This is a genomic window from Alicyclobacillus suci, assembly GCF_017329615.1.
Taxonomy (GTDB): domain Bacteria; phylum Bacillota; class Bacilli; order Alicyclobacillales; family Alicyclobacillaceae; genus Alicyclobacillus; species Alicyclobacillus suci.
Genome location: NZ_JAFMTW010000013.1, coordinates 57,468 through 79,157, shown reverse-complemented (window position 1 = coordinate 79,157; position 21,690 = coordinate 57,468). Strand labels below are relative to the sequence as shown.

At 52.8% G+C, this 21,690-nt stretch carries 17 protein-coding genes; 11 read left to right on the top strand and 6 right to left on the bottom strand.

Annotation, left to right across the window (positions count from 1 at the left end; translation table 11 throughout):
- Positions 1-117 precede the first annotated feature (117 nt).
- Positions 118-2,058 carry a S9 family peptidase gene (locus tag J3482_RS08980; RefSeq protein WP_206916850.1) on the bottom strand — a complete coding sequence of 647 codons (1,941 nt, stop codon included), beginning with the start codon at positions 2,056-2,058 and terminating at the stop codon, positions 118-120.
- Between the two features lie 250 nt (positions 2,059-2,308).
- On the opposite strand from J3482_RS08980, the gene J3482_RS08975 reads away from it, so the two are divergent.
- The 4 genes from J3482_RS08975 (at position 2,309) to J3482_RS08960 (ending at position 8,461) form a co-directional block, all read left to right on the top strand.
- A complete protein-coding gene (locus J3482_RS08975) occupies positions 2,309-3,793 on the top strand; it encodes an aldehyde dehydrogenase family protein (RefSeq protein ID WP_146822861.1) in 1,485 nt (494 codons plus the stop codon).
- Positions 3,794-4,037: 244 nt separating this feature from the next.
- Positions 4,038-5,159 carry an NADH-dependent flavin oxidoreductase gene (locus tag J3482_RS08970; protein WP_146822863.1) on the top strand — a complete coding sequence of 374 codons (1,122 nt, stop codon included), beginning with the start codon at positions 4,038-4,040 and terminating at the stop codon, positions 5,157-5,159.
- A gap of 121 nt (positions 5,160-5,280) precedes the next feature.
- On the top strand, positions 5,281-6,162 hold the full coding sequence (locus J3482_RS08965; protein WP_146822865.1) for a DMT family transporter: 882 nt from the start codon (positions 5,281-5,283) through the stop codon (positions 6,160-6,162).
- A gap of 343 nt (positions 6,163-6,505) precedes the next feature.
- Entirely contained in the window at positions 6,506-8,461 is a 1,956-nt protein-coding gene (locus tag J3482_RS08960) for an AMP-binding protein (RefSeq protein ID WP_146822867.1), read from the top strand.
- Between the two features lie 130 nt (positions 8,462-8,591).
- On the opposite strand, the gene J3482_RS08955 is transcribed toward J3482_RS08960, so the two are convergent.
- The gene (locus J3482_RS08955; protein WP_081654040.1) at positions 8,592-8,792 is read right to left on the bottom strand and encodes a hypothetical protein; all 201 of its coding nucleotides are present in this window, start codon (positions 8,790-8,792) and stop codon (positions 8,592-8,594) included.
- A 198-nt stretch (positions 8,793-8,990) separates the two neighbouring features.
- On the opposite strand from J3482_RS08955, the gene J3482_RS08950 reads away from it, so the two are divergent.
- The 3 genes from J3482_RS08950 to recQ all read left to right on the top strand — a co-directional run bounded on the left by J3482_RS08950 (position 8,991) and on the right by recQ (position 12,913).
- Positions 8,991-10,220: a Zn-dependent hydrolase gene (locus tag J3482_RS08950; RefSeq protein WP_206922289.1), complete on the top strand. Its 1,230-nt coding sequence runs from the start codon at positions 8,991-8,993 to the stop codon at positions 10,218-10,220.
- A 98-nt stretch (positions 10,221-10,318) separates the two neighbouring features.
- On the top strand, positions 10,319-10,918 hold the full coding sequence (locus tag J3482_RS08945; protein WP_146823060.1) for a nitroreductase family protein: 600 nt from the start codon (positions 10,319-10,321) through the stop codon (positions 10,916-10,918).
- A gap of 189 nt (positions 10,919-11,107) precedes the next feature.
- Complete coding sequence (gene recQ, locus J3482_RS08940) at positions 11,108-12,913, top strand: DNA helicase RecQ (RefSeq protein WP_146822871.1); 1,806 nt, start codon at positions 11,108-11,110, stop codon at positions 12,911-12,913.
- 312 nt (positions 12,914-13,225) lie between these two features.
- Here recQ and J3482_RS08935 read toward each other — a convergent pair whose 3' ends face one another.
- Genes J3482_RS08935 through J3482_RS08920 form a run of 4 tightly spaced genes read right to left on the bottom strand, consistent with a single transcriptional unit; the run spans position 13,226 to position 16,008 of the window.
- Positions 13,226-13,696: a pyridoxamine 5'-phosphate oxidase family protein gene (locus J3482_RS08935; protein ID WP_146822873.1), complete on the bottom strand. Its 471-nt coding sequence runs from the start codon at positions 13,694-13,696 to the stop codon at positions 13,226-13,228.
- 15 nt (positions 13,697-13,711) lie between these two features.
- Positions 13,712-13,942 carry a non-oxidative hydroxyarylic acid decarboxylases subunit D gene (locus J3482_RS08930; RefSeq protein ID WP_146822875.1) on the bottom strand — a complete coding sequence of 77 codons (231 nt, stop codon included), beginning with the start codon at positions 13,940-13,942 and terminating at the stop codon, positions 13,712-13,714.
- 34 nt (positions 13,943-13,976) lie between these two features.
- A complete protein-coding gene (locus J3482_RS08925) occupies positions 13,977-15,401 on the bottom strand; it encodes a non-oxidative hydroxyarylic acid decarboxylases subunit C (protein ID WP_146822877.1) in 1,425 nt (474 codons plus the stop codon).
- Positions 15,391-16,008 (bottom strand): non-oxidative hydroxyarylic acid decarboxylases subunit B, encoded by a 618-nt coding sequence (locus tag J3482_RS08920; protein ID WP_146822879.1) that lies wholly within the window; start codon positions 16,006-16,008, stop codon positions 15,391-15,393. Before J3482_RS08920 ends, J3482_RS08925 begins: the two co-directional genes overlap by 11 nt.
- A 118-nt stretch (positions 16,009-16,126) precedes the next feature.
- Between J3482_RS08920 and J3482_RS08915 the strand changes: the two genes are divergently transcribed.
- The 4 genes from J3482_RS08915 to dxs all read left to right on the top strand — a co-directional run bounded on the left by J3482_RS08915 (position 16,127) and on the right by dxs (position 21,677).
- Positions 16,127-17,020 carry a LysR family transcriptional regulator gene (locus J3482_RS08915; RefSeq protein WP_146822881.1) on the top strand — a complete coding sequence of 298 codons (894 nt, stop codon included), beginning with the start codon at positions 16,127-16,129 and terminating at the stop codon, positions 17,018-17,020.
- A 144-nt stretch (positions 17,021-17,164) separates the two neighbouring features.
- The gene (locus J3482_RS08910; protein WP_223204144.1) at positions 17,165-18,418 is read left to right on the top strand and encodes a benzoate/H(+) symporter BenE family transporter; all 1,254 of its coding nucleotides are present in this window, start codon (positions 17,165-17,167) and stop codon (positions 18,416-18,418) included.
- A 208-nt stretch (positions 18,419-18,626) separates the two neighbouring features.
- Positions 18,627-19,274: a flagellar brake protein gene (locus J3482_RS08905; RefSeq protein ID WP_188332231.1), complete on the top strand. Its 648-nt coding sequence runs from the start codon at positions 18,627-18,629 to the stop codon at positions 19,272-19,274.
- Positions 19,275-19,832: 558 nt separating this feature from the next.
- Positions 19,833-21,677 carry a 1-deoxy-D-xylulose-5-phosphate synthase gene (gene dxs / locus J3482_RS08900; protein ID WP_236018062.1) on the top strand — a complete coding sequence of 615 codons (1,845 nt, stop codon included), beginning with the start codon at positions 19,833-19,835 and terminating at the stop codon, positions 21,675-21,677.
- The last annotated feature ends 13 nt before the right edge of the window (positions 21,678-21,690 follow it).

Sequence of the window (21,690 nt, the reverse complement as noted above, 5' to 3'; positions counted from 1 at the left end):
TAGAAAATCGCTTATGGATGGGGAGAAGTGGGCTGGTGTATGCTGAATTACGCGCCGGTGAGAGGCTGGTGTTCGCCAGCCTCTTCGCGCGACCGAGGGCGATTGTAATGGGGATGTTTACAGGTTGTCAATGTGGACGGGCGGAATCTCATCTGCAGGTGTGAAACCAAAGACTTGGCTGTAGAAATAGAATTCACCATCGAGTGAACGCTTGATGTTCTGCGCCATGCGGAACCCGTGGCCCTCACCTTCGAATGCGACGTAGGCGACTGGCAGTCCTTTTTTCTTGAGTGCATCAACCATCAACTCGGCCTGATTGGGCGGGACAATTTTGTCGTCCAATCCCTGAAAGAAAATGACCGGGCAAGACAATTGGTCCGTGAAGTTGATGGGGGAGCGTTTGTAGTACACGTCCTTGGCCTCTGGATAGGGTCCAATCAGGCCGTCCATGTAGCGTGACTCAAATTTGTGCGTTTCTTGGGCAAAGATTTCTAGTTCACTTAAACCAAAGTGGCTTGCGCCTGCCGCGTAGACGTCTGTGAACACAAGTGACGCGAGCGTCGTGTAGCCGCCTGCGCTGCCGCCGGCAATGGCGACACGTTGTGGGTCAACTTCGCCCTTGTCAATGAGGTAGCGCACTGCGTTCGCGGTGTCCTGGACATCGACAATACCCCAGCTGCCTTTTAAACGATTCCGGTACTCGCGGCCGTATCCGGTGGATCCGCCGTAGTTTACGTCAATTACTGCAAATCCGCGGCTCGTCCAGTATTGCGTGGATAAGTTTAAGACTGGTGACGAGGCGGATGTCGGTCCGCCGTGCACGTGCACGAGGAGCGGCGGTTTTTCGTTTGTCGGCGCTTGGTAATCGCGATTGTTTGGTCGGTAATAGATGGCGTGCGCCGTTTTCCTTCCCTCGGTTGGGAACTCGATGGCCTCTGGGATGGACAGGTAGGCGGTGTCGATGGACAGATTTCCAGAGGCGCGCACGACATTTGCGGTGTTGTTTCTTACATCAAAGCGGACGACGCTCGGGAACGTCGTTGGTGACGCGGCGATGAACACCGCATCGTGATGGTTGGAATGGCGGTTTGTGTGGATTGACGAAAAGGAGGTGTAGGGGGTGTCAATGACGGTCAGTTTACCCTTGTTCACATCGATTTTCGCCAAGTACCAGGTACCGTTTTGCGTGTAGGTCGCGAGGATAGTCGAGTCATCTAAAAAATCGTAGTTGGAGAAGCCGAACTGCCAGCTGGGCACGCCAAATTCAGCGTCCATCGGGCAGAGGGCTTTTGCTTGTCCCGCTTTTAGGCGGTACAAGTTCCACCAGTTCGACTGGTCTGATACATAGTAGAGTTGACCACTGGGGGACCACTTCGGTTGGATGATTGATTCGCCGTTACCCCCTGCGACTTGGATGGCGTTTGTGACGCTGCCATCCGCGGTTACGTCGCCAATCCAAAGTCTTGTCTCATCCCAAGGCATGTTGGGATGATTCCAGGTCAGCCAGGCGAGTTTTGTGCCATCCGGGCTTAAGCGCGGATTGGAATAGAAGTCGTTACCTTGGACGATGACGCGCTCGTCGCTGCCATCGAGGTTCATGCTGACGAGTGTAGTCTCGGCTTGAATGGAAGATTGGGTATGATCTTCGCGCACGAAGAACAACCGCCCACTGGTTGGATGGGCGACACCGTCGGCATAGCGGTGGTTCGAATTTGAAGTGATGGCTGAAATCTGACCATCTGCCGCGCGTCGATAGAGGAAGTTGTCGGCAAAGTTTGAGAAGATAACTTCGCCTTGGTGGACGACGTATGGCGCACCACCATATTCGTGAACGCGTGTGCGGACGTTATATGGGGCTTTGGTTAACTCTCGAACTTCCTGATTGGCACCGAGTGCAAGTATCGTATTGCGTCCCTTTTCTGCAGGTCTTGCTTCGATAAAATAAAGCACACCGTCGTGAAACGATGCACTGACGACGGGCGTAGTCCCCTGTACAATCAAGTCGGATGTGATAGGGGATTTCCAACTGCCATAAGCTGCTGTGGTCTTTTCGGTCATTATCGACATTATCCTCCTGAATGATTTGACATTTACCATTTTACGAAATTGCATGATGGAGTGCTACTTGTATCATCCAACTGCAATGTAACAGCTTGTTTCGCGCGTACGACAGATTTCATCAAAACCGTTATGAAATCGACAAAATTCTCAATTGACCCACAATTTGAAAATGCCTATGATGGTTATGAAAGCGATTTCCACAGGTCTTTCGAACACTTTACTTTAGAACCAAGGAGGGCTAAGTTGAATGGCGGTAAACCAGTTACACGTTCATGACAATGTCGTTGCGTTTCTCCGTGGGACCAAGGAACTGTTCATCGATGGGAAGTTCGTACCTTCTGCATCAGGAAAGACATTTGAAACGGTAAATCCAGCAACGGGCGAAGTGCTGGCGGTTGTGTCTGAGGCTGAGGCCGAGGATATCAATCGCGCTGTGGCTGCTGCCCGCCGTGCGTTTGACGAGGGCCCATGGTCGACCATGAGCGGTGCCGAACGCGGGCGGCTTCTGTATAAACTAGCGGATTTAATGGAAGCACATAAAGAGGAATTGGCTCAGATTGACACGCTAGATAACGGTAAGCCCATTCGGGAGACGACGAATGCAGACGTGCCACTCGCCATTGAACATTTTCGATATTACGCAGGTTGGGCTTCAAAAATCGTCGGGCAGACGATTCCTGTAAGTGGAAACTTTTTCAATTACACGCGTCACGAGCCAGTCGGTGTCGTGGGGCAGATTATCCCCTGGAACTTCCCGCTTTTGATGGCCGCATGGAAGATGGGCGCGGCACTCGCGATGGGATGTACCATCGTGCTCAAGCCAGCTGAGCAGACACCCTTGTCAGCTTTGTACCTCGCGTCATTGGTACAGGAAGCCGGGTTCCCCGACGGCGTCGTGAACGTGGTTCCTGGTTTTGGCGAAACGGCTGGGGCGCCGCTCGTCAACCACCCACAGGTGAACAAGGTGGCCTTCACGGGATCGACGGAGGTTGGGAAGTTGATTATGCGTCAGGCGGCGGACTCGCTGAAGCGCGTGACGCTGGAACTCGGCGGCAAGTCGCCAAATATTATTCTGCCCGACGCCGATTTGTCGCGCGCGATTCCGGGCGCCCTGATGGGGATAATGTTTAACCAGGGGCAGGTTTGCTGCGCCGGATCGCGGCTTTTTATTCAGAAAAAATCGTACGACAACGTCGTTGCGGACTTGGTGTCATTGGCGAAGAATATTCGCCAAGGCAATGGCCTCGAAGCGGACACGGAAATGGGGCCGCTGGTCTCCGACGAGCAGCAGAACAAGGTGTTGGGGTACATCGACAGTGGTTTGAACGACGGTGCTGAGCTACTCGTAGGTGGGCAACGGCCGTTCGACCGAGGGTACTTTGTATCGCCGACGATTTTTGCTAATGTACAAGATGATATGGCGATTGCCAAAGAGGAGATCTTTGGGCCTGTCGTGGCGGCGATGCCGTTTGAAGACCTCGACGAAGTGATTCGCCGCGCCAATAACAGCGAGTATGGATTGGCGGCTGGATTGTGGACGGAAAACGTACGCAGTGCACACTACGTGGCCAGCAAGCTCAAGGCCGGAACGGTGTGGGTGAACTGTTACAACGCCTTTGACGCGGCGGCGCCGTTTGGCGGATACAAGCAATCTGGTATCGGGCGCGAGATGGGATCTTATGCGTTGAACAACTATACGGAAGTGAAGGATGTGTGGATTAACCTCGACTAATCGACGAGTGGTATCTGATTGGATGCGGCAGTCGTTCCGTCGTGATGGATGATAAGACGCGTTTGTCTGATTGTGGCATACCATAATCTCTTCGAAATAGACCACAGCCTCTCTAAATGGGCTGTGGTTTTTTGTGTGCGTCCGGGATTTGCACTTCCTTTTTGTAACTAGTAGGATGGTAGAGGAGTGCCATTCGGGGGCATGATGAGAGAGAAACTTGCCTTTTGACAAGGAGCGAAGTGTAGTGAATTCAGTGTATCAACCGCTATTTCATTCGATCACGCTGCGAAGTGGCGTGGAGGTTAAGAATCGAATGGTCATGGCGCCGATGACCAATTTTTCGTCCCACGACGACGGTACGGTGTCGGATGATGAAGTGGCATATTACGCTCGTCGGTCGGGCGGCGTCGGTATGGTCATTACAGCCTGCGCGAACGTGACGGAAAACGGCAAGGGATTCCATGGCGAATTTGGGGCACATCGGGATGAGATGATTCCCAGTTTGCGGCGCCTCGCGCAAGCGATTCAGGCGAAGGGCGCGAAGGCGGTGCTGCAGATTTTCCACGGCGGCCGCAGTTGCCCACCAGAACTGGTGCCCAATGGCGACGTCGTCAGCGCCAGTGCCGTGGCGAATGAGGCAGCCGGTGCGGTTGTCCCGAGAGCGCTAGAGGACGCGGAGATTCGCGATATTGTGACCGCGTTTGGCGAGGCCACGCGACGTGCTATCGAGGCTGGATACGATGGGGTCGAGATTCACGGCGCCAATGGTTATTTGATACAGCAGTTTTTTTCACCGCATTCCAACCGTCGTACCGACGAGTGGGGTGGCAGTCTGGAAAAGCGTATGGCCTTCCCATTGGCGATTGTCGATGAAGTGACGCGGGTGGTTCGTGAGCACGCAAATCGGCCGTTTTTGGTTGGTTACCGGTTTTCTCCAGAGGAGCCGACAACGCCAGGCATCACCATGGATGATACGCTAGCGTTGGTTGATAAATTGGCAGATCAGCCACTCGATTATCTACACGTCTCGTTGATGGACTTTTGGTCGAAGCCACATACGGGTGCAGATACGTCACAGACCCGGTTGGCACTGATTCAACGGCAAGTGGGTGAGCGGGTGCCTTTGATAGGGGTCGGATCAATACATACACCCGACGAAGCACGAGCGGCATTGGAGACAGGGGTGCCCCTTATTGCACTCGGTCGCGAGCTTATCATGGAACCGGATTGGGTAGCAAAGGTGGAGCAGGGACGTACGTCCGAAATCCGAACCACGCTGTCGAAGAATGACCGCGAAACCTTGGTGATACCTGAGCCGCTTTGGCAGGCGATTATCAACACGCCGGGCTGGTTCCCAGTCGTTTAATAGGATGGCACACCGTCACTTGGGTTCGTGCGTACGCGTCAAGGGGCATATGCAGAACCGTTCATCCGCATGACTGCGATGAGCGGTTCTCTTTGTGCACAAGGATGGAGGAGGGTTCACCATGGGAGAACTGTCGAGAACCAAATCTGTTCTCCTCATCGTCGCATTGGTGGTGATGTGGGGAATCAGTTGGCCGATTTACAAAATTGCATTGAATGATACGCCGCCCATTTTGTTCGCCGGATTGCGAACGTTGATTGGCGGTATTCTGCTCGGTCTTGTGCGGTTGCCGAAGTACCGGGAGATTCGCTGGAAAGAAACTTGGCATATTTATCTCATTGCTGCTTTTTTTAATGCGATTGTGTTCTATGGTCTACAGACTGTGGGTTTGCGCTATTTGCCGGAGGGATTGTTCACGGTAGTGGTATATTTGCAGCCAGTGCTGATTGGTTTGCTGACATGGTTGTGGCTCGGCGAACGGCTGTCTGTTTTGAAATTAGTGGGGCTACTCCTGGGATTCGTTGGCGTTGGTGTCATCAGTGTTTCAAGCATCTCGGGGCATGTCTCGCCAATCGGCATCATCTTGGCTATCGCGACTGCCGTCGGGTGGGCAATTGGAACCATTTATGTGAAAAAGATTGGCAACCGCGTGGACGCTTTGTGGCTAGTGGCTTTTCAGTGCGGTATTGGTGGGTTGGTGATGACCGCTGTCGGATCTGGCTTCGAGCACTGGTCGAGTATTGTCTGGAACGCGCCGTATCTTTGTGGCCTCATCTACGGCGCAGTGTTTGGCATTCCTATCTCGTGGGTGGTCTTCTTTACTTTGGTCCGATCCGGCGACGCCAGCAAAGTGGCCTCGTTCACATTCTTAGTGCCGCTTATCGCCATTTTCCTCGGCACGCTGTTTTTGCATGAGCCATTTACAGTGTATCTGCTGATTGGGCTTGTGCTGATTGTCGTCAGCATCTATCTCGTGAACCGCACGCCGCGTACCAGGGGATAAGGGTAGAGTGGGGCTGCCTGTTCGCTTTGTGCGCTCATCGAGACTTGAAATTTTGCCGCGATGTGAAACACGAAGTCCCTTGGTTGTACAGTGTAGATGAACAAGGTGCTCGTCTCTTTTCACACGGTCCAAGATTCTAAGCAACATATTCATGGCTACTCACTTGTGTCATCTGGTGAGGCGTGTTTCGTGGTTGCGCCCAACAGGGATTTGCACAAGGCGCGCAGAATTTTAAGTATCATATACATATGGGTAGGGGGTTTATTATAATGGAGGGATTCCATGCATCGATTCATGGAATCCTTGCAGATACTGTGTCGCCACGTGCGTTAGGGAGATGGCTATGACGCCGCAAAATATAAACCGAGTGAATTTTCAACGACACGCGATTTATTTGGTGAACAATACCATCTATACGCGTTTTGATAAGTTCCTTCGGCACGTGCCGACTGACGTTCCGATTTTTGTCAATGGGACGCTGGAGGCGCGCTACCGAGAGGCACTCAAGGGGCGCACGTACACCGTTCTTTCGTCCGGGAACCTATTCTCGTTTCGGGCACTGCTGGGTGTCATCGCAAAGGGGCAACCTGTGCTCGTTGCACTCGATGTTGACCAAGCTGGCTTCCAAATCATTGGCGGGATTGCCATGAGGGCGCACGTCCCGATTGTACCGGTACATGTGTTGGGGGATAAGTTTTTCGCCGCAGCAGAGATTGTCGCGGATCAGTGGGTGTCTGTCTTGAATCAAATTCAGTCGTTTTTGCTGGACAGCTATCTAGGGACGGGCCGCGACGTACAGATTAACTTGTTTAATGAGTTGCTGGAGGCGGCGAAATATTACGGCGAGGATTGGCTGATTGCCAAGGACCTGTCCGGGCGTGTGACGTACCGCGACGTTTTGCTCAACACCTATGTGTTGAGTCAGCGACTGCAAAAGGTTACCCGTGGTGCGCAACACATTGGCGTCTTCCTGCCGAATTCGATTGGCAACTTGGTGACGTTGTTCTCCTTGTTTTACTTGGGGAAAACGCCTGTCATGTTAAATTACTCCGCTGGCGTGCAAACGATTTCAGACGCGTGTGACACAGCGCAGGTCTCCGTGGTGCTGACGTCGCGGGAGTTTATCGAAAAAGGACAGTTGGAGGCGGTCGCTCAAGCGCTCACCGCGAAGTGTCGCGTTTTTTATTTGGAGGATGTGCGTCAATCTATCTCGGTGATGGATAAGATTAGAGGGTTTCTCCAGTTTCGGCGTCGGCGTCGGGCGCGGGCAGTCGGCCAGCGGTTGGTTCTGTTCACGTCGGGCAGTGAGTACCGCCCGCGGGGCATCGTCTTGTCGCACGAAAACATTTTTGCGAACGTGCAACAAACGCGATCCGTCATCGATTTTGGCACGGTCGACAAGATGCTCAACGCTATGCCGATGTTCCATAGTTTTGGGCTGACAGCTGGCGCTATCTTGCCACTGCTGTGCGGCGTACAAACGTATTTGTACCCTTCTCCGCTGCATTTCAAGCGGATTCCAGAGTTGGCGGGCGAGGAAGGGTCCACCATTTTGTTTGGCACCTCCTCGTTTCTTGAAAAGTATGGCCAATATGCGAGTCAAGACGATTTTCGATCACTCCGGTACGCCGTGGTCGGTGCAGAACGCCTGAATGCGGAAGTGGAAAGCTATTGGTTGAACAAGTTTGGACTGCAGATTATGCAAGGCTATGGGGCTACGGAGACGTCTCCAATTATGTGTCTCGATACGCCACTGAACCACAAAAAGGACAGCGTCGGACGATTTTTGCCAGGCATTCACTACCGTCTCGAACCAGTGGAGGGCATCGATACGGGCGGCAAGTTGTTGATACAGGGGCCGAATTTGATGGTGGGCTTTCTCACGCATAACGAGGGGTATACCCCACAGGCGGGCTGGTATGATACGGGGGATGTGGTGACGGTCGACGACGATGGGTTTGTCACCATTATTGGCCGACTGAAACGCTTTGCGAAAATCGCTGGCGAGATGATTTCATTGAATCTCATTGAGCAGCTCGCCGCGCAGTGTTACGGGCTGGCCGATTTTGCAGCTGTCAACCTTCCAGATGAGCGACGCGGTGAGAAAATCATCTTGGCGACGACCACAACTGATCTCACTTTGGCACCTTTTCAGCGATTTATTGACGCGCATGGGTACTCTCGGCTCCACGTTCCAAGTAAAATTGTCTATTTGGAGGAATTTCCGTTGTTGGGTAGTGGTAAGACGGACTACGTCACGCTCAAACAGTGGATTGAGGCGCGGCTGTCGGATGGGTAGGAGCGCTTTCGTCGGGTGTCGTCGGCTGTAGGTTCGATGCACGCGATGGTGCAGCGCCCGGTTCGCGCCGTTTGGGCGCTGGCGCGAACCGGGGAGTCTAACGCGGCTTGCCTGGCGATTCTGCGATAAGTCAGGGTTTATGGCAGCCGGGGCAGCCGGGATCGACGACTTCATTTCTTGTCATCGGTTGGACATAGTGTCTTGGCACGTTGACAATCACTCGGCGCTCCACATTGACGATTGGATGGATGATGGGTACTTCGCGGGGAATGTAGCAGTCCCGGACGATGTACTGGGGATCACAAATGATAGGCGGGCATTTCTTCATCATCTGAACAGCACCTCCGTAAATTGTGGTTGCCTTATAATCCATGCACGGATAGGGCTGATGGTAACGGGCAAGCGCCTGTGCCCTTGGAAACTCGATTACTTTGTAATTGACATCAACAAAAGATTCAGTACGATTTGAGTCATTCATCAACGGACTCGAGCGATAAATTTGGTTGGAAAATGAGAGGATGAGTGCTACATGGTGAACCAAGAAAGGTTATGGCGTCGGATAATGGCACTCGGCGAGATTGGCAAGCAGGCGTCGGGTGGCATTACGCGCTTGGCGTTCACACCGGAAGAGCGCGCGGCAAAAGACTTGGTGAGCAAGTGGATGCAAGAGGCGGGACTGGACGTTCGCGAAGACGCCGTGGGCAATCTCATCGGGCGCAAAGAGGGGGGTTATCCGGAGGCGGCGGTGGTCCTGGCGGGATCGCATATTGATTCGGTGTTTCACGGGGGCAACTTCGATGGCCCACTGGGCGTCCTGGCGGCAGTTGAGGCACTTCAGTGCATGGGGGAAGCGGGGATTCAACCGGATCGGCCGATTGAAGTGGTCGCCTTTACGGATGAGGAAGGCGCGCGTTTTCGCTTTGGCATGACGGGCAGCCGTGGATTGGCCGGCAAGTTGCGCATAGCGGACTTGGAAGCGCAGGACGATGCTGGTGTCAGCATTGCTGAGGCGATGCGCGCGTGCGGATTGCATCCAGAGCGCATCGGCGAGGCTGCGCGCCCGAAGGGGTCTGTACACGCTTACGTTGAGGTCCATATTGAGCAAGGAAAGGTATTAGAGCAGACCGGTTTGCAAGTGGGCGTGGTGACGGGACTGGCCGGACCGCTCTGGCTGAAATTCACCGTGACGGGGAAGGCTGGCCACGCAGGGACGACGCCTATGGCGCTGCGGAATGACGCTTTGAGTGGCGCGGCAGAGATTATACTTGAAATTGAGCAGGCGGCTGCCCGAGAAACGCGAACGGTGGGCACGGTGGGACAGTTGACGGTGTATCCTGGCGGCGTCAACATCATTCCTTCGCGGGTCGAATTTACGCTCGATCTCCGCGACGTCGACGTCTCCACTCGCCGCGCTGTGGCGGATGAGATTTGTCGCAACGCCGAGCAGATTTGCGCAAATCGCGGATTGACGCAGAGTGTCGAGACGTTGCAGGATATTGCGCCACTGGCATGTGCGAAACAGATTCAGGACGCGATTTACGACGCCTGTGAAACCGTAGGCATTAAAACGATGCCGTTGGTCAGTGGGGCTGGGCACGATTGTATGCAGTTGCAGGATTTGTGTCCGGTAGGCATGATTTTCGTACGTTCAAAGGATGGAATCAGTCATCACCCTGACGAGTGGAGCGCGCCGGAGGACTGCGCGGCGGGCGCCAGCGTGCTGTATCATACGTTGTTGAAGTTGGCGCATTTGGGATAAGAGTTGGCCGGGTCGGACAAAATTCACAGGGATGAGCGGCTGTGGCTGAAAACTGGGCTGCAGCTGTTGAATCCCGCAGTGAAGGAGAGAAGACTCAAATGGCCAAGGATTTCTACGAGGCGCTTCGTGGACGGCGTTCTTATTACGGGATTAGTGATGAATCTCCGATTTCGGACGAGCGTATACAGGAAATCGTCGAGGAAGCAGTTAAATACACACCGTCCTCATTTAACTCTCAGAGTACGCGGATTGTCTTGTTGCTCGGCAAAGAGCACCAAAAGCTTTGGGATATCACGACGGAAGTGCTGCGCGCCGTGGTTCCTCAGGGGCAGTTTGCCTCGACTCAGCAAAAGATGGAGAGTTTCCGCGCTGGGCATGGGACGGTCGTGTACTTCGAAGATTTGTCCGTGGTTGAGGATTTGCAGCGTCAATTCCCGCTTTATCAAGAAAACTTCCCGGTCTGGGCCCAACACACGAATGCGATGCATCAGTTTGTCATCTGGACTGCTTTGGAAATTGAGGGGCTTGGTGCAAGTCTACAACACTATAATCCCCTCATTGACGAGCGTGTGAAAAGCAATTGGAATTTGCCTGAAAAGTGGCAACTGGTCGCGCAAATGCCGTTTGGGAAACCGACATCCGACCCCGGCGATAAGGATTTCAAACCTCTCGACGCGCGGCTGAAAGTCTTCCGCTAAGTGTATGGATTGGCTTGCGGACGTCGGGGTTTGACGGATAGACGGTAAAAAATAGGGATATCAGCAATCTGACACCGCCTCTGGCGGTGTTTTTTGTTGTTGAGTTTTCCGCTCGTACGCCGATTCTTCTAAACAGGAACGATTTGTCGAGCGTTTCATGATAAGATCATGGCAAGAGGAGAGCAAGCCATGACTCAAACGGATAAGCGATTATATGAAGCAAGAGAATTGCTGCAAAAATATTATGGATATCCAGATTTCCGCGCCGGCCAAATTGACATTGTCGAGAGCGTTCTCGCGGGTAGAGACACGGTTGGCATTATGCCTACCGGTGGCGGAAAATCAATTTGTTATCAGATTCCGGCACTTTTATTCGAGGGGATTTCGATTGTGATTTCTCCTTTGATTTCCCTGATGAAAGATCAGGTAGATGCGCTGTCGAACGTTGGTATCAAAGCGACCTATATCAACAGTAGTCTCACCGCTGACGAGGTATACCAACGGATGAGACAGGCGGAGAACGGGGAGTTCCGACTCATTTACGTGTCGCCAGAACGTTTGGAGGCCGGCGCGTTCATGGCGTTTATCAACCGTTTGCGCCCGCGCATGGTGGCTATTGACGAGGCGCATTGCTTATCGAGTTGGGGCCATGATTTTCGGCCGAGTTATCGCGCGATTTCACCGCTTCTTCAGCAACTGGACGAACGCCCTGTCATTGCGGCGTTGACTGCGACGGCGACGCCCGAAGTGCGCAAGGACATCGTCGAATTACTGCACCTTCATCAGCCCAATGTGTTTGTGACCGGTTTTGACCGGGAAAATCTCTCGTTTTCCGTCGTCACCGGGATCGATAAGCGCGATTATGTTCTCAGCTATCTGGAACGCCGGCCGAACGAAGCTGGCATTATTTACGCGTCAACGAGAAAAGAAGTCGACAGTCTCTATGAGTTTTTGGAGAAGAAACGGGTGCTGGTCAGCCGGTATCACGCGGGGCTAAGCGATGAACTGCGCAGCCGGAATCAAGACCAGTTTCTCTATGACGAAACGCGGATTATGGTGGCGACGAACGCATTCGGCATGGGTATTGACAAGTCGAATATCCGTTTCGTGATTCACTACAACCTGCCGAAAAACCTTGAGTCGTATTATCAGGAAGCCGGGAGGGCCGGGCGCGATGGAGATCCCGCTGATTGCGTGCTATTGTTCCAACCGCGCGATGTCCAGGTACAAAAGTTCCTCATTGAGCAGACGGACACGGCGCCGGACCGACGGTCACTTGATTATCAGAAACTGCAGGCGATGGTCGACTACTGCCACACGACACACTGCTTGCGCGGCCACATCCTGACGTATTTTGGTGACGAGCATCCCCCACATCAATGCGACAACTGCAGCAACTGTAACGGCGATTTCGACAAACAGGATGTCACCGTCGTAGCGCAGCAGATTTTTTCGTGCGTGCTTCGGATGCGGGAGCGCTTTGGCGCCAAACTGGTCGCAGGCGTGTTGCGGGGCTCCCGCGATAAGCGCATCCAGGAATTGAAGCTCGATACGCTTTCCACGTACGGCCTGATGAAGGGGAAATCGGAGAAGGAGGTCATCGGCTATATTCAGACACTGATTGCCGACGGTTATTTAAAGCTTTCAGATGGCCAATTTCCTGTGGTACAACTTCAGTCGACTGCAGTTCCGGTATTGAAAGGGCAGACGCGAGTCGTCGTTCGGGTGCCGAAGCGCGTCAAGGCGGTTGTACAGCACGATAGCGGCCTGTTTGAAGTGTTGCGGACGTTACGCAGAGACCTTTCGAAGCGCGATGGTGTGCCGCCGTACGTGATTTTCTCCGACAGCACGCTGCGCGAAATGGCAGCAGCCTGCCCAACAGACAAGTCGTCAATGCTGGCGATTCGCGGCGTGGGCGAGATGAAACTGAACCGCTATGGCGCCGAATTTTTGGCGGCTTGTCGGCAATATCGCGCCGAGGGTATCGCCGACTGAACGAACGGACATGGCAAGCATCACCGCATATGGGCGGGGAGGTGTCGAAGGGTTTGATACGCGCATGCGGAGAGCGGAGAATAGGGCAGATTTTCTGCCTTGCCACCCTACAGGAAAAAGGACGGCGCGAAGCCGTCCTTTTCTGTAAGTCAACTGCGGTTATGAGACATCCTAAGCGGTCGTCACCATCACACATCAGCCTCCTTACAACACGTATGATGCGCAGAAATTGCGGCTTTATGCGTGATTCGCCGGCAGGCGGTGTGATATTTTGCGGCCATTGTCAATCTCGCCTATCCACCGCCGCCTGGCCTAACCTTCAAGGGTGTCTTCGATGGTTTCTTGCCAGCGGGCGAGAACACTTGAGGGATCCTTTAGGTCTATGCGAATGCCGCTTGTGAGGTCGGCGTATTTTGCCACGTCCTCACGGATGCCCTCGATGGTGGCTGTGAAGCGGCGCAGCTTGTGGCGGGCGTTCGGATTTGGTGCCAGCGGCTCGACGCAAAGGCGAATATAGTACGCCTTTGCATCGTGTACAAGGACGAGCGTCGCTTGCCCTCGCTGCTCGAGGTTGTGCGTCGTCGACGTATTCGGCCACATGGCGAGTCGCATGTGTGTGCTATCGACGGCGACGACCTCCCCGACACTGACCATGGCCGCATGCGGCCAAAGGTCGTCGGTGACTGTCAATAACATCATTGCGTCGTGTTGTTTTTGCGGTAAGTCGTCGCCGCTGAAGAACGTCAGTAGGCTGTCAGGAAGTTCGCGCAGATTCCCGAACATACAATCAGCCCCTTGTCAGTGGTTTGTCCGCGATGGCACAGTCGGCACTTGGATGGCGTTCGGAATATCCGCCTGATTGACCTTGAAGCTCGGTTCGTACTTGCTCGGTTCGGTAAATTTATCGGCTTCCGTGGAACGCCACGTGTAAAAACAGACCGGACAAGTGTAGACCGTCCAAGCACCCTGTACTGGGGACTTGGCGACCGCCTCGGCTTTCGTTGAATCACAGCGTGGGCAAGTTGTCATGTGAACCACACTCCCTTATCGATTTTTCTGTACGTTACTGATTGCTGAGCAGATCTTGAAAAATTTTCTCCCACTTCTCCGTTGCCAAAGGTGCGTCCAGCGGTTGCGTGTAGTGGCCACGTGTCTCCGGAGCGACTGGTGTCGTCGCGTCGAGAATCATCTTGTGGGAAATGCCGGCTGGGTTGGAGCCGGGATCAAGTGGTAAAACGGACATGTCCGGCAAGATGATGACGTCGTGAGCTGGGTGCATCTTGGTCGACAGTGCCCACATCACTTGTGGCAGGTTGAAAGGATCAACCGTCTCATCCACTACAATCACGAGTTTACAATATCCAAGGCCGTGCGGTGTCGTCATGGCGCGCATGCCGACCGCTTTGGCAAAGCCGCCGTACCGTTTCTTGGTCGAGATAATGGCGACGAGGCCATGCGTGTACATGGCATTGACGGCCACGATTTCGTTCGGGAACGCATCTTTGAGTTGCTGATACATGGGCACGCAGGTGTTGACGCCGACCATGTAGTCCGTCTCTGTCCAGGGCATACCGATGTAGAGGTGCTCGAAAATCGGATTCTTGCGATGATATACCCGTTTGATGCGAATGACTGGCATGCTTCGCCCACCAGAGTAGTGACCTGTGAACTCGCCGAATGGGCCCTCAAATTCGCGCACGCCGGCGAGGATTTCACCTTCGAGGATAAATTCCGCGCCCCACGGTACATCCAGGTTGGTGCCAGGCAAGGTAAATACCTTGTATGGCTCTCCCTGAATGGCGCCGGCCATTTCGTACTCTGACTGGTCATAGCCAATGGGTGCGGCTGCCATCGTGGTAATCACTGGTTCACAGCCGATAGCAAGGGCGACGGGAAGGTTTTCTCCGCGTTCTTCGGCCATGCGCAGGTGCACAGCGATGTCGTGTTGCGGGACAGGCTGGATGCCAAGTGTATCGCGGCCCTTGACCTGGATGCGATAGATACCGACGTTTTGTTTGTTGAAGTTGTCTGGGTCAGACGGGTCGCGCGAAATGACGCACGCCTTGTCGATATAGAAGCCACCATCGTATTGGTTCAAGCGGAATAGGGGCAGGATATCGAACAAGTTGACGTCTTGATTGATTTCGACTTCTTGGAAAGGCGCGCTGTCCATGCGCTTAACTGGAACCGGGAAGTTGTCCCAACGGCGGGCAAACTCAAAAAATTGCTCTTTCACCGGTGTGTTCTTGGGCAGTCCCATCATCAGCGCGTGATTCGGCCACGAGCCGATGACATTCATGGCGACCGACGCGTTTTGATAGCCATGGATATTGGTGAATAAGAGAGCAGGACTTTTGTCGCTGACGTTGTTGATAGCGCGTCCGGCAGATCCTAAATCGGGTTCCGGCATGACCTCGTCTTCAATGGTGAGCAACTGCCCCTCTTTGCGCAGGGTGTCCAAAAAATCTCGGAAATCCTTATATGCCATCGTGTGAACCTCCAGTTTCTAATTCCGATTTGATGCCGTCCCAGCGTTTGGCCTCTTCCGGGGGTAATCCGATTTGGTCCATCACGCGGTACACAATGTGGTTCACCATCTCATCGAGCGTTTCCGGATGATTGTAGAACGCGGGCATTGGTGGGAATATCACAGCACCCATTTGCGAAAGCGCGAGCATGTTTTCTAGATGAATGGTGTTTAAAGGCGTTTCGCGGGTCATTAGAATCAGTTTTTTGCGCTCCTTGAGCATCACGTCGGCAGATCTTGTAATCAAATTGTCTGCGAGCCCGACGCGAATCGACGCGAGGGTCTTCATACTGCAAGGTGCGATAATCATCCCGTCGACCTGAAATGATCCGCTTGATATTCTCGCGGCTTGGTCTTTGTGTGAATAGGTATAGCTGGCCATTGCCAGCACATCGGCGACCGAGTATGGCGTTTCATACGGAATTGTCGATTTTGCCCAGGGTGATACCACGAGATGTGTTTCCACACCTGCGGCGTTGAGTAATTCGAGCAGTCGAATTCCGAATATCGCACCGGTGGCACCTGTAATACCGACAATAATTTTCACGGATCTCCCACCTTCCTTCATTGCCTCTGCGGTGGCATCTTGTTTCACGACGTAAAGTGTAGTATACGTTTATGGATATTGAAAATATTTGTTAAATCTAATGGTTATATGATTATCATATGGATGAGGTGCTCCCCGGATGGATTTACGTCAACTCAGATATTTTGTGACCATCGCGGATGCAGGACAGATTACGGCGGCAGCGAAACGATTGAATATCGCTCAGCCGCCATTGAGTCAACAGCTTAAGCTCATGGAACAGGAACTTGGCGTTACATTGTTTGAACGAAGCAAGAAAAATATGGCGCTTACGGCGGAAGGTGTAGCATTGTACCAGCGCGCTGTTGACTTATTGAAGATGTTCGACGATATGGTGGTCGAGGTGCAGGAACTCGGCGGTGGGGTTCATGGTACGCTGTCAATTGGAACCACACTCTATTCTGCGCCATTTTTGTTGGACTGTGTGATGCGCTTGCGGACCGCGCATCCGCAGTTGACGTTTAAAGTGTGGGAAGGTGAGCCGGATAGGTTGCAAGAGCTCCTCGACAGCCGCGCCATTGAGGTGGCGGTGACGAACTTTCCGGTGCGCATGCAGCACGTATCCATCCACCGGACACAACCCGATATGTTTGTGTTTGTCACGCCCGAGAAGTGGTTTCCCGACCTGCCGTCAACCATCCACATGCGAGAACTGGTCGAGCAACCGCTCATTTTGTTGGGACCAGTCTATGGATATGGTATCTACAATCAGATTGTGGACGAATTGCACCGATTTAGTGAAGAACCCAACATCGTCTGCGAGTGTCACGATTCCACCATGTTGTTTCGACTGGTGCATGCGGGATTTGGCGGGACCATTATCCCACAGTCGGTGCTGACGCTCCTTCCCTCGCACAAGTTTTGCGCGATTCCGATTGACGGCAGTCATTTGGCTTACGAACCGACTGTGGTCTGGAAGTCGGGCGCGCATCTCTCCAACGCGGCGCGCGCGTTTTTGTCCGAATTGTCGATACACCAGGATGGGAACGAGTGAGACGGACGCCACTTGATTTTGCGGAAAATAGATGAGCAAGCGGTTTCAAAATCTTGAAACATTTCCTCGGTTTGTTACAATCAAATTTCGGTACACGAAATTTCCGGTTTGTTTCCGGTATTGAGGGAGGGATGAGGTTTGCTTGTGCAAACACTCAGGGAATTCCCCAAGCAGATTTCGCTTGGGAGTTTGTCAAATGGATTGGTGGCATGGTTGTTTGGTGTCACCGGGCCGTTGCTCATTGTGTTACAGGCGGCCACAGAAGGTAAACTATCTGCCGGGGAGGTCACTTCCTGGATCTTTGGCATTTATGCGATTCCAGGACTCATGACGCTCCTACAAGCGTTTCTATTTCGCCAACCAATCGGGTATGCATTTTCGATTCCTGGTGCTGTCCTGATTGGTTCGACACTGGTGCACCACGCTTTCTCCGAAGTCATCGGCGCTTATATTGTCGCGGGCGTCATCATTTTTCTGCTCGGTATTTCCGGCGTCGTCGCGAAAGTGATGCGCGTATTGCCGATGCCTGTCATGATGGGCATGGTCTCCGGCGTTCTCCTGCCATTTGGCATTCAACTAATTCAGGCTGTGCTTCACAATCCACTGTTAAACGGCCTCCCATTGCTTGCGTATTTATTGTTATCATTCAATCCGAACGTGGCGAAAAAGTTCCCACCGATTCTTGGTGCTATCGTTATCACCGCGGTAATTTTAGTTCTGACACACTCCGTGCACGCCAAAGGTGTGTCGTTTGGTATCGCGACCCCGCATGTGTATTTGCCTGCGTGGAATCTAGCGACCATGGGACAATTGGTCTTGCCATTGGTCTTGACTGTGGTTGCTATTCAAAATGCACAAGGTATTGCTGTGCTGGAGAGTGAAGCGTATTCGCCGCCTATCAACTCAATGACGAGGTGGAGCGGAATTGGATCAGTCATCAATGCGTTTTTCGGCGCGCATACGTCCTGTGTGGCGGGTCCCATGACGGCGCTTCTTGCGGGAGCGGAATCCGGTCCGAAATCGTCTCGGTATACAGCCGCCGTGACACTTGGTGTTTTGTCGATACTGTTTGGCGTATTTGCGCCTATAGCTGCATCGATTCCGACGATGATTCCATCATCTACCATTGAGATGCTCGGCGGAATCGCGATGATAAGTGTCCTCACCGATTCTCTGCATGCCAGTTTTGCGTCGAAATTTAAAAAGAGTGCGTTATTCTCGTTCTTGATTACAATTTCAGGTATTTCCATCGTGCACATTGGTGCTCCTTTCTGGGGACTTGTCGGGGGGACTTGTGCCTCCTTTTTGTTGGAAAAGGACGATTATCAGCGTCCACCACGGCCACGTGATGGTATATCGGTACAGGACGAAGCCGAAAGTCGCGCCACTGCAGGCTGACGAAGCATTACACGTGTCGTGAGGCAAGCTTATATTTTCTATTGTTTTGTCCATCACTATTGTTTCGTCCAGATAGTTTTGGTAAAAGAAAGTCAGTAGGATTTGCCATGAAGCAGGGCGAGCGTTGCGCACATACGGAGCCAATGACGTGCTGGCGCCCTGCCGCTCCTGGCTGAAAAGAGAGTGATAAGCACTGTATCCGACTAAGTTGCAAGACGTCGTAATCACAATTGTTGAATCTGAGGCCGAGGAAGGATATCCAGTGAAAGTTGCAGACGTGGAGGAAGATGCGTTAATCCTCACGGTCCCGTATGATCATAATGGCTATCCAATTTTGCTCACACCGGGGACTCGCGTCATCATTGGTTACGTGCATACGGCCTATTTTTCGTTTGAAACGAGCGTTCGTGAGCAAATCGCCGGACGCACTCCGCTCATCATTGTTGAAAAACCGCAGCCTTCGCAAATCTCCAAAGCGCAGCGCAGGCAAAGCTTTCGCGTGCCAGTGACGCTTCGCGCACGCGTGACCACAGCTCACACAGATTGGTTTGAGGTCAATCTGCTCGATTTGAGCGCCGGTGGATTTCGCGCTGCAATGACACATGCGCGCCTTCATATCGGCGACGAGTTGGCGGGGGAATTGACACTGCCACTTGAAAGAGGTGCTGTCACCGTTTCATTTGAAGGGGAAGTCACCAGGGAAGGCGTTGCAGGGGATATGGTTGTGTTGGGCGTGCAGTTTCAGCAGGTTCACCCGAGTGACGAAGCGCTCATCCGATACTGCATGGAGCATCAACGCCGTTTCTTGAGAACCAAGCGGGACGAATTCGATACTGGCCGATTGTCGAAGGAGTAAGCATTCGTTTCATCAAATTACGCTCGAATCAATCTTCCTCAATAAACGGACGAGATTTCTTGCATGAGTCTTGTCACCGTTGAGATACTTTTTTTCATGACCTTTTTACGATAGCCTCGCATATCACCACAATTCGCACACTGTGGTTCGCGCCTGTCCTCATTCGATAAGGATAATTTAATTTTGGATGAGATAAATATGGCAAGGGCATGTAGGTTGTTGAATACCCTATTCTTATCTGGCAGGAATGCCGCGTGTTGGAGATTCACGGCACATTGGAAATCGCATGCAATATATACGTGAACGAATATTTCGCACCCCGGTGCGTTTGCTATGGTTCGGCTAATTTTGGTATCCTAAAATGTGAACAATATATGAGTTTTCCAGAATGGCGTTGGAATGGAGCTACGCATAGGGGGTGATGACGAATATTGGCACCACGTTTCACCTGCACATGTTCGCCGAATCAACCGGTGACAAGCATGTCTCATTCTAGTGTAATCGAGGTGTTGTCTTACGCTACTCGATTCGATTCGCGACCCAAAGCATTTAAAGACGTTGACGGAAGACCAACTTTTGACGTTGGCGCAAGAGATTCGAGAATTTCTAGTAGAGTCCATATCGAGGACGGGTGGCCACTTTGGCGCCAGTATGGGCGTCGTCGAGCTGACTATCGCACTGCATCGGGTGTTTGATAGTCCCACGGACAAAATGATTTGGGACGTGGGCCACCAAGGGTACGTTCACAAACTATTGACCGGTCGGCGAGACCAGTTTGCCACGCTGCGTAAATTAGGCGGTATGGCAGGATTTCTGAAGCGAAGCGAAAGTCCTCATGACGTATTTGGAGCAGGACACTCTAGTACGTCTATCTCTGCTGCCTTAGGTATGGCGGTTGCACGTGATCTCTCGCAGGAACATTATCATGTCGCTGCAGTGATTGGCGACGGTGCACTGACTGGGGGCATGGCGATGGAGGCCATGAACCACGCTGGGGATCTTGGAACGGATTTATTGGTTGTTTTAAATGATAATGAAATGTCGATTTCCCAGAACGTCGGTGCCATATCTAAATACCTGACGAGATTGCGTTCCGACCCGGCTTATATGCGGGCAAAAGCAGAGATTGATCAGACCTTACGGCAATTGCACACCGTTGGTGAAAAGGTCACCAAAATGCTCGACAGAGTGAAAGATGCGGCGCGACATGTCATTTTGCCCATCAGCGTGTTTGAGTGTTTTGGGTTTAAGTATTTGGGGCCCGTAGATGGTCATGACCTTTTGCAGTTGATTTCGGTATTGGAGCGGGCGAAGGAACTCAAGGGTCCAGTACTCGTTCACACGCTGACGCAAAAGGGAAAAGGGTATTCAGCGGCGGAAAATGCACCGGATAAGTGGCATGCTTGGCCTTCGAGCAACAAGGCGAAAAAAGCGCCGTCTTATACCAATGTGTTTGCCGAGACGATGATGGAACTGGCTGAGCAAGATGAGCGGATTGTGGCTGTGACGCCAGCAATGTTGTCGGGCAGTGGCTTGACGGCATTTCAACAACGTTTCCCAGACCGCTGTTTTGATGTAGGTATCGCTGAACAGCATGCGGCGACATTTTGTGCTGGGTTGGCCGCCAACGGCAAGAAACCCGTGTTTGCTGTCTACTCGACGTTTTTACAGCGCGCGTACGACCAGACCATCCACGATATTGGCATTCAGCATTTGCCCGTCGTGTTGGCCGTCGATAGGGCTGGCATTGTCGGGCCGGATGGAGAGACACACCAAGGCGTTTTTGATTTGGCGTATTTGCGTGCGATTCCGGGTATGACCATCATGATGCCGAAGGATGAAAACGAGTTGCGGCACATGCTGTACACGAGCATCCAGTGGGACGGGCCTGTGGCGGTTCGCTATCCACGAGCGGATGGCATCGGTGTGCAGATGGATTCTGATTTTAAGATGATGGAACGGGGTAAAGCGGAAATTGTCCGCAAGGGCAGTGATGTAACAATTCTCGCTTTGGGCACCATGGTAGATACGTCGCTGAAAGCGGCTGATGTCTTGAAGAAGGAACATGGGATAGACGCAACGGTAGTCAATCTACGCTTTGTCAAGCCGCTCGACGAGGTTCTGATCAAGGAGTTGGCCAAAACCGGGACACCTGTGTTAACTGTCGAAGAAGCAGCTTTGGCTGGCGGCGTCGGTTCGGCTATTGTGGAGCTTTTGGCTGACAGCAATATTCATACGCGCGTGAAACGCAAAGGCATCCAGGACGAATTTGTCGAGCACGGGTCTCGCGACGAGGTTTTGAGCCTTTTGGGCCTAGATGTTCCGGGGATTGTTCAGGATGTCTTGGAATTGGTAGGCAGACGGGCGTCTGCGTCGCATATATTGGATGAGGTGGGGATTTGAAACGAGCGGCTGG